General features: G+C 63.1%; 6 protein-coding genes. 2 read left to right on the forward strand and 4 right to left on the reverse strand.

What is annotated here, in order from left to right; all coding sequences use genetic code 11:
• Nucleotides 1–233 precede the first annotated feature (233 nt).
• Nucleotides 234–1,835: a DHA2 family efflux MFS transporter permease subunit gene (locus tag EVC45_RS13280; RefSeq protein WP_129958428.1), complete on the forward strand. Its 1,602-nt coding sequence runs from the start codon at nucleotides 234–236 to the stop codon at nucleotides 1,833–1,835.
• A gap of 153 nt (nucleotides 1,836–1,988) precedes the next feature.
• Here the strand turns inward: EVC45_RS13280 and EVC45_RS13285 are convergent, their stop codons facing one another.
• Nucleotides 1,989–2,765 (reverse strand): AraC family transcriptional regulator, encoded by a 777-nt coding sequence (locus EVC45_RS13285; RefSeq protein ID WP_129958429.1) that lies wholly within the window; start codon nucleotides 2,763–2,765, stop codon nucleotides 1,989–1,991.
• Nucleotides 2,766–2,887: 122 nt separating this feature from the next.
• Nucleotides 2,888–3,757 carry an NmrA family NAD(P)-binding protein gene (locus EVC45_RS13290; RefSeq protein ID WP_129958430.1) on the reverse strand — a complete coding sequence of 290 codons (870 nt, stop codon included), beginning with the start codon at nucleotides 3,755–3,757 and terminating at the stop codon, nucleotides 2,888–2,890.
• 729 nt (nucleotides 3,758–4,486) lie between these two features.
• Between EVC45_RS13290 and EVC45_RS47895 the strand changes: the two genes are divergently transcribed.
• Nucleotides 4,487–4,600: a PDDEXK nuclease domain-containing protein gene (locus EVC45_RS47895; protein ID WP_373683018.1), complete on the forward strand. Its 114-nt coding sequence runs from the start codon at nucleotides 4,487–4,489 to the stop codon at nucleotides 4,598–4,600.
• Nucleotides 4,601–5,116: 516 nt separating this feature from the next.
• Here EVC45_RS47895 and EVC45_RS13305 read toward each other — a convergent pair.
• Complete coding sequence (locus EVC45_RS13305; RefSeq protein ID WP_129958433.1) at nucleotides 5,117–6,016, reverse strand: MBL fold metallo-hydrolase; 900 nt, start codon at nucleotides 6,014–6,016, stop codon at nucleotides 5,117–5,119.
• A gap of 247 nt (nucleotides 6,017–6,263) precedes the next feature.
• Entirely contained in the window at nucleotides 6,264–7,208 is a 945-nt protein-coding gene (locus EVC45_RS13310; RefSeq protein WP_129958434.1) for a hydroxymethylglutaryl-CoA lyase, read from the reverse strand.
• Nucleotides 7,209–7,296: the final 88 nt, after the last annotated feature.

A 7,296-nucleotide genomic window follows, 5' to 3' on the forward strand; every position in this document is an offset into this window, starting at 1 on the left:
GAGCATACGCCGCGGGCCGCGTTCGCGTCGCCGGGATCCGCATCGGCCACGGCCGCGGCTGTGGCCGACGCCGGCCAGCGATTGCGGGTATGCTTTTGCCGATCGACGGACCCGCCGCCGCGGCGCTCTGTCCGAGGCACCCTGCGCTGACCATCCATGGCGAACCGCGCACCCTCGCCGTCCGTCCGCAGGCCGTCCGCGCTGTCCGCCGCAAAACGTCCGGAGAAACCCGTTTGAGCCAGCCCAACGCCGCGCCTGAGTCCGCGTCGCCGCCGCCTCAGTCACCCGTGCCACCGCCGCCCCCCGCACCGCTCGAAGGCGGCCGGCTGGTTCTCGCGACGATCGCGGTCGCGCTCGCCACGTTCATGAACGTGCTGGATACGTCGATCGCGAACGTCGCGATTCCGACCATCTCGGGCAACCTCGGCGTGTCGGTCGACGAAGGCACGTGGGTGATCACCGTGTTCGCGGCCTCCAACGCGGTGGCGATTCCGCTGACCGGCTGGCTCACGCAGCGCATCGGCCAGGTGAAGCTGTTCGTCGGCGCGATCCTGTCGTTCACGCTCGCGTCATGGCTGTGCGGCGTCGCGCCGACGCTGCCGATCCTGCTGCTCGCACGGGTATTTCAGGGCGCGGTGGCCGGCCCGCTGATTCCGTTGTCGCAGGCGATCCTGCTCGGCTCGTATCCGAAAGAGAAATCGTCGACCGCGCTCGCGCTGTGGGCGATGACCGCCACCGTCGGCCCGATCGCGGGCCCGGCGCTCGGCGGCTGGATCACCGATAGCTACAGCTGGTCGTGGATCTTCTACATCAACATCCCGGTCGGGCTGTTCGCGGCCGGCGTCACCTGGATGATCTACCGCACCCGCGAATCGCCGACGCGCAAGCCGCCGATCGACGTGGTCGGCCTCGGCCTGCTGATCACGTGGGTCGCGTCGCTGCAGATCATGCTCGACAAGGGCAAGGACCTCGACTGGTTCTCGTCGCCCGTGATTGCGATTCTCGGCCTCGTCGCGCTGGTCAGCTTTGCGTTTTTCCTCGTCTGGGAGCTGACCGAGGAGCATCCGATCGTCGATCTGCGGCTCTTTCAGCAGCGCAATTTTCTCGGCGGCACGATCGCGATTTCGGTCGCGTATGGGGTCTTTTTCGGCAATCTCGTGCTGCTGCCGCAATGGATGCAGGAGTATCTGAACTACCGCTCGGTCGACGCCGGCCTCGTCACCGCGCCGCTCGGCATCTTCGCGATCATCCTTGCGCCGATACTCGGCCGCGTGCTGCCGCACTCGGACGCGCGCGTGATCTCGACGGTCGCATTCGTCGGCTTCGCAATCGTGTTCTACATGCGCTCAAAGTACGTGATCGAAATCGACACGTGGCATCTCGTGCTGCCGACGCTGCTGCAAGGCATTCCGATGGCGCTGTTCTTCGTGCCGCTGACGGCGATCATCCTGTCCGGCCAGCCGCAAAGCAAGATTCCGGCGGCGGCCGGTTTATCGAACTTCGTGCGCGTGTTCTGCGGCGCGGTGGGCACATCGATCGCGGGTACCGCATGGAACAGCCGCACGATTCTGCATCACGCGCGGCTCACCGAGCAGGCGTCGGTCAACAACCCGTTGTTCGCGCAGCAGATCGACAACACGCAGTCGCTGCTGCATCTGAGTCCGCAATCGGCGAATGCGCTGTTCGATTTCACCGTGAACACGCAGGCCGCGATGATGGGCCTGAACGACATCTTCTTCGTGTCGGCGATCATCTTCGTGCTGATCATTCCGCTGATCTGGATCACGCGGCCGGCCAAGGGCGGTGGTGGAGCGGATGCGGCCGGCGCGCATTGAGGCGGATTGGTTTGCGCACGACGGCGACGCTCGCGCGGTGACCGCGCGGTGACCGCAGGGTGACCGCAGGGTGGTCGCAGGGTGGTCGCAGGGTGACCGCAGGGTGGTCGCAGGGTGACCGCAGGGTAGTCGCAGGGTGGTCGCGAAGCGGCGTCAGCGGAAATAGCGCGCCGGGGTGTCGCCGAACGCATCGCGAAACACCGCGATAAACGACGACACGTCGTTGTAGCCGACTTCGAGCGCCACCTGGGTGACGCTCTCGCCGGCGCCGAGATGTTCGAGCGCGGCCAGCAGGCGCAATTGCTGGCGCCATTGACCGAAGGTCTGCCCCGTTTCCTTCGCGAACAGACGCGCGGCCGTGCGCGCGGTCACGCCGGCGGCCGCGGCGAGTTCCTCCAGCACCAGCGATTGCGCGGGATTCGCGCTGAGCGCCTCGGCGATGCGCTGCGCGCGCGGATCGCCCGGCCAGTTCAGGCCGAGCGGCGCGGCCGGCAAGCAGGCGACGCGATCCAGTAGCACCTGCAGCAGACGGCGGGCGGGTTCATCGGGTGGTTGGTCGAGCGGCAGAACGGCCGCGGCCCCGAGCAGCGCCTGCACTAGCGCGTCGGGGATCAGGGCGCCGGTTTGCGTGGGCAGCGGCGCGGCGTCGGGGGCGGCATCTGCTGCGGAATCGGTCGCGACGTAGAGCGAATACAACTGCACGGGCCCCGTCGCGTGCAGGCTGTGCAGCGTATTCGCGGCGATCCACAGCGCGCGGGCGGGCGGCACGACCCAGCGGCCGGACGCCGTGCGCACGGTCAGCACGCCTTCGCTGACGTGGATCAGACGCGCGCGCCGACATGCGCGCCACGGCTCGTCCAGCGCCGCATGGCGCTCGCCGACCACGAAGACCGCTTGCTCGATGCCGTCCGGATCGAAGGCTTCCGTCATGGTGTCTGCTCTGACGCGGGACGTCCGCGAAGGGAGCAAGATTAGCACGCGCGCGTGGCTCGACTGCGGGGCGATCTCAACGAGTCCGGCAACCGTGAGCGCGGCCCCGCCCGAGGTCTGGCCTACCCTGCCCGCCTCAGCAGCTCCTCCAGCACAGTCCGATACGAGGTCGTCCCGACCACCCGCTCGTGCGCCCCGTCCTCGAAATCGATCCACCCCGAGTTGAAACCGTCGAGCATCTCGATGCGCGGCGCGGGCCACTCGGTGCCTTGTGCCTGAAACCGCGCTTCCCACTGCTCGCGCGGCACCGTCCGCGCTTCGACCGGACGCCCGAGCAGGTCGGCGAGCAGCGCGGCGATCTCGCGCTGCGTATAGCGCCGCGGCCCCTCGATCTCGATCACGCGCCGCCCCTGCCACGACTGCGTGAGCGCCTGCGCGACCACGCGGCCGATATCGGCGGTCGCGACCATCGGAAACGCGCGTTCGAGCGGCTGCAGATAGCTCTGCATCACGCCGGAGGCGCGGGCCGGTGCGATGTCCCACAAGGAGTTCTCCATGAACCAGGCGGGCCGCAGGATCGCCGTTGGAATCGCCGGATCGGCGAGCGCCTGTTCAAGAATATGCACCTGCGTGATGAGGCCGAGTCCCGTCTCGCGCTGCCCGCCCACCGACGACAACGCCGCCACCCGCCCCGGCCGCGCCTTCGACAACGCTTCCTTCAGCACCGCGGCCGCCGCATGCGCGTTCGGATAGCCGCGCTGCGGCGCGAAGTTCGGCGCGATCATCACGAACACGCCGGACGTGTCGCGAAACGCAGCGGTGAGCGCGTCGGCATCGTCGAACGATGCGATCGCCACTTCGGCGCCGCGCTCGCGCCACGGTGCCGCCTTGCTTTCGTCGCGCAGCACCGCGCGCACTGCGTGGCCCGCGTCGAGTAGCGCGCGTGCCGCCGCGCCGCCCACCTGTCCTGACACACCGGTAATTGCAAACATCGTCTTCTCCTCGATTACGGCGGATGCCGTGTTGGGAGGCATTCTCGGTGTGGCGCGGCGATTCCGCGATGGCACGAGTGTTACTTGTTTAGTGACTCGATGTCATCAAATCTTCTGCTGACGCATGGCTTCTTGCTATGGAGAAACATCAAAGTCTGCGGGAAAAAGTTGACCAGAAGGCCCTACCACCGTTGAAGTCGTAATCACGAGACAGGGTCAAAGTTCGCGGCAGCGACTACGATTTCTGAGACTGCACCGGAATCCAGGTGCGCAAAGTCTGCGGGATCGCCCGCTCACAACCTTCGTGAAAGCTGTGCCCGCAAAGGCGGAAGAGCTAGTTTCCATTTCGACCAGGCAACTGTAACGCAATGGTCGGTTGGACGGCAAAAAGCGATCATGGCGCGCAAGATACGTCGATGCGCTCATGACATTCTGCGAACAGCTCGAGAGCTCCCCGTTTCGGGGTGTACCGCGCGATGACCTGCTGCCCGGGTTGCGGGTCACCCACGACCGCGGCCAGACTGTGATCGCGTACCGCGTTACGCAACGATTCGTACAGCTTCGACTTTCTCGCATTGGCGGAAGACGCCTATGAGCGCGACATCGAGCGCGCGCTTACGCAGCACATCACGCGTTTCCTCCTCGAACTGGGTACCGCCTTTGCATTTTGTCGGACGCTAGTACCGGCTCGAGGTCGGCGGGGTCGATCTGCTTTTCTACCATCTCAAGCTGAGGTGCCATGTCGTCGTCGAACTCAAGACGACGCCGTTCAAGCCCGAATACGCGGGCCAGCTGAACTTCTACCTGTCCGCGATCGACGCGCCCCTTCTCAATCAGGAATAGTCCTGAATCCGCATGGCTGGTCTTTCGGGTTCCGCTGGAAAGATGCGCCACGTTCCATCTCGATGACGATAAAAGAACATCGCCTTTGAGCCCGTTCCGTTGTCGGCGACAACACAAACGTAGCGTCCAATCCTTGATCGCCCATAGTGGCTAACTCTGAAGCCTCGCCCAGGGTCTGGTGCTAACCAATCCTGGACCATTGCTCTCAACGACCGTCCCGCGCTATTCATTAGCTTTCTCCATCTACTTCGACGTCATCAGATCTTTATAAGCGGTTTCAAAACGAGTAGTAGTAGGGGTAAGCGTACTTTTCGCGTGAAATCCGGCTGTTTCACCCTGCCGAACCACCTGCAGCAAGGCTTGCCGCCGATCAAGCTTTGCGCGAACCGGGGATGGGAGGTTATCGACGTTTTGGATCTTTTCGGATCTAACCGCCATTCTTTGCACAAAAGGTACGCGCATCCCACAGACACCTCTCTTCCGGTCAGCCCGGACGCCTAACGCGGCGTGCAGTCCTCATTCTTTCTCGAACGCAAAGCGGAACGCGTCGCCGTGACTAACCACACGGCCCGCCGTCGGTGACGGGAAGTGAGCGGTGAGAATCCTGGTCGACGTGTCCGCGTAGCGGCTCATCACTCCGAGGCGCGTTTCATAAGCCATCTGGGCGTCGAAATCCGCAGCGTTCGACAAATGAGGGGCGACGAACTGAATCGGGTGATGGATGACGTCGCCCGTCATGACCGCGTGATCACCATGCTCGTGTCCGATATGCACGAGGACGTGACCAGCCGTATGGCCGGCCGCGGGCGAAAACCATACGTCGTCGTTGAGTTCGTGTTCGAAGCAGTGGTCCATTTCGACGAATGTCGCCTGCCCGTGCTCTACCACAGGCAATACGCTGTCAACAAAAGAGCCTCGATTGACCGGCATCTCGGGATGCGATTGATGCAGTTTCAGCAGATGATCGTATTCGACCCGCGACATGATGTATTTCGCGCGCGGAAAAGTCGGCACCCAGCGGCCGTCCTCCAGTCGGGTGTTCCAGCCGACATGATCGGTATGCAGATGCGTGCACATGACGTAGTCGATGTCTTCTGGACGGATACCGATCGCTGCCAGATTCTCGAGGTATGGCGTCTGCAGATTGCTCCACGCCGGCATCGACGGGCGTTGCTTGTGGTTTCCATTACAGGTATCCACAAGGATCGTGTGATGGCGCGTTTTTACTACGTAGCTATGAAAGCTCAAATAAAGCTTGAACTCGGTCGGCTCGATGAACTGAGGGCCGAGCCAACTTCGCTGCTCTTTCACAAAGTCGATGTCGACGGTAGGAAACAACCAGTTGGGCTCAAATTCGAGGCTATCAATCTCGCTGACCTTCCGGACTTCGATGTCCCCAATCTTCTGGACGCGCACTGCACTCTCCTTCCCTTTAACTAGAAAAATTCGCACGCCTGGCGCGCCACACTTTGTCAACGAGCCATCGTTGCTATAGCCGAAGACGGCTTCTCATGATCAGAAGCGGGTCTCGGGCGGCGGTGTATTCCACCAGGCCCGAAACACGCTGCGCGCAATCGCGGCGAGCACAAACGCATGCATTGAGATGCGCGGCTTGTATGCGTTCATCCACCTATCCCGCCGGGTGGCGGGGCCACGGCCGCGGCTACACCGCTTCGGCCGCGCGCAAAGCGAATGTCTTGGGCAAGCCAGCGCGCGCAATCGCGCCTGTAAACGGCTCACCCGGAAGCCAGCTTGCAATCATTTCTCGTATTGACGCCAAGGCATCGATATCGATGCCCGTGTCGAGACCTTCGGACTCAAGCAGGAACACGGTGTCTTCGGTATTGATATTGCCTGTGGCATTCGGCGCGAACGGACAGCCGCCCAGACCGCCAAGCGACGCGTCAAAGCTGCGTACGTCCGCGTCCAGCGCGGCGATGACATTGGCCAGCCCAAGACCTCGAGTGTCATGGAAGTGACAGGCAACCGGCACGTCACCGGTAATAGCGAGGACCTTGCGCATCAGCGCCCTGACCTGTCCCGGATTCGCGTAGCCGACCGTGTCGGCAATCGTGATTTCGTCCGCGCCGGCCTTTAGAAGTGTCTCGACGAGTCCAAGCACCGTACTCTCTTCGACGCGGCCGGAGAGAGTGCATCCAAACGCCGTCGCGACGCCCGCGCCAAGCGCGATGCTGCGCGTGCCACCGCCTGCATCCCGCTCCTCGACTATCCGTCTGAAGTCATCGACCGACTCCGCAGTTGTACGTCGCACGTTTTTCAGGTTGTGCTCGTTGCTGGCCGAAAGCACGTAGTGCACTTTTCGCATACCGACTTCGAACGCTCGCTGCGCACCTTTGAAATTGGGCACCAAGGCCGCAGCGTGCAGGCGCGGTATCTCAAGGGCGCCGCGTGCAACCTCAACTGCATCGGCAAACTGGGGGACGACTTTTGGCGGGACGAACGAGGTTACTTCAATCTGGTCGGCCCCCGCATCTACCATCCGTCGACACCACTCGAGCTTCTGCCCGGCCGACAGTATCGTTTGAACCATTTGCAGTCCATCGCGCAGGCCCACCTCGCGAACCTGCACTTTTTCACGCATCGTCATCCTTATCATCCTTACTCATACGTCAGAAATATAGCGGACAGATTGATGCCTAAAAAACGAGCGAACAAGGCACCGATCGCGGCGAATT

This window comes from Paraburkholderia sp. UYCP14C (assembly GCF_004197395.1).
Lineage (GTDB): Bacteria > Pseudomonadota > Gammaproteobacteria > Burkholderiales > Burkholderiaceae > Paraburkholderia.

Coding starts and splice junctions, on each gene's coding strand:
- EVC45_RS13310 (WP_129958434.1), bottom strand. CDS start 7,208: ATGACGATGCGTGAAAAAGTGCAGGTTCGCGAGGTGGGCCTGCGCGAT.
- EVC45_RS13290 (WP_129958430.1), bottom strand. CDS start 3,757: ATGTTTGCAATTACCGGTGTGTCAGGACAGGTGGGCGGCGCGGCGGCA.
- EVC45_RS13285 (WP_129958429.1), bottom strand. CDS start 2,765: ATGACGGAAGCCTTCGATCCGGACGGCATCGAGCAAGCGGTCTTCGTG.